Genomic DNA, 1,335 nt, shown 5'->3' on the forward strand with positions numbered 1-1,335 from the left:
TCCCCCGGCGACGACTGTCAGGCACGCCAGGCCAGCGTGCGGGTGCGCGCCAGCGTGACGAAGCCGAGGGCCCCGTAGAGACGCCGGGGTGCCGGGTACGCGTCGTCACCGCGCGGCCCGACGACCGCCTGGACGGCGCCCAGCTCTCGGGCCCTGCTCAGCACCGCGACACAGACGGCCTGCGCCAGACCACGACGCGCGTGCCCCGGACTGGTGCCGACAGGTTCGAACAGGACGCTGCGCGAGCGGTCGTCCAGCCAGCCGAGCGCGAACGCCGCCGGCCCGCCGTCCGGGGCGAGCACCACGAGATCAAGCTCCGGCCGGTAGATGCTGACGGCCTTCATGGTCCGGTACCTGTCCAGCGTGAAACCGCTCAGCGGCTCGTCACCGGTCACCGGCAGGCCGAGCAGCTCCTTGATGCGTGCCGGTGCCCAGGCGCGACGGTGTGCGTCGACGCGTGCGGCTTCTCCGGCCTCTTCGGCGGTAACGATGGTGTACCCCGCCGCCGGTGCCCGGCTCGGCAGCCGGCCGAGGTCACGATGCTGGAGGAGGAAGAAGGGGCGATCGACTTCTTGGGCTCCCGCCGCACGCAGGGTATCCGCCATCGGTGCGCCGGTCACCACGCTGATCGATCCTCGCGGCGCGTGCGCGCGGATCCGGTCGAAGGCAATGTCTCGTTCGGCCGACGACAGATCCGGCGAGAAATGCCCCCAGATCTGGGTCGAGTCCTTTTCCTGCCACAGCTCGGCGAACCAGCCGTCGCCGGCGAGGGTCACGTCGGCGGGTGGGGCGCCGTCACACCCGCTGCCATGCCAGGCCACGTTGCCGGGATGCAACTGCTGTGTCGGAGTCCAGGTGCGGGCGACCAGCGCGATACGGGTGTCGAGATCCACCGGCTCAGCCAAGCAGTCGAGTCGCCATCGGTGCAGCTGATTTCTGGTCAGCCCAGTGCGCCGCGGCCGTCCTGGCATGCGACGATCCGTCATCGGCCGCCCGGACCGGCGGTACCTTCGCCGTCGAAGCCCGCGGATGTACGGATCCGGGCGGCACCGCAGGCGGTCTTGGCCGCTTCTCGGCCCGCGCGGCGGGGAAGAGTCTTGTCCAGCACGATCGGTTCAGACGGGACCGGGCGATTTCCTCGATCTCGGTCGCCGGTTCAGGTACGACGGCCGTCGGCCGGATCGGCCGGGAAGTGGACCGCGTCGGAATCATCGAGGCCTAAGGCTCATCCGGTTTCCGGAAGGTCCAGCTTTCGCAATTTATCTAGATTTTGAAATAAGGTGTACACCGGAGTTTTCGGGCCGAGTTTTCAGTCCCAGGTGGTGCCGGGGGTGC

General features: G+C 69.2%; 1 protein-coding gene. It reads right to left on the bottom strand.

Annotation, left to right across the window (positions count from 1 at the left end; all coding sequences use genetic code 11):
- Window positions 1-17: 17 nt before the first annotated feature.
- Window positions 18-893: a GNAT family N-acetyltransferase gene (locus Sru01_RS35035; RefSeq protein ID WP_203995215.1), complete on the bottom strand. Its 876-nt coding sequence runs from the start codon at window positions 891-893 to the stop codon at window positions 18-20.
- Window positions 894-1,335: the final 442 nt, after the last annotated feature.

Source organism: Sphaerisporangium rufum (genome assembly GCF_016863395.1).
GTDB classification, from domain to species: domain Bacteria; phylum Actinomycetota; class Actinomycetes; order Streptosporangiales; family Streptosporangiaceae; genus Sphaerisporangium; species Sphaerisporangium rufum.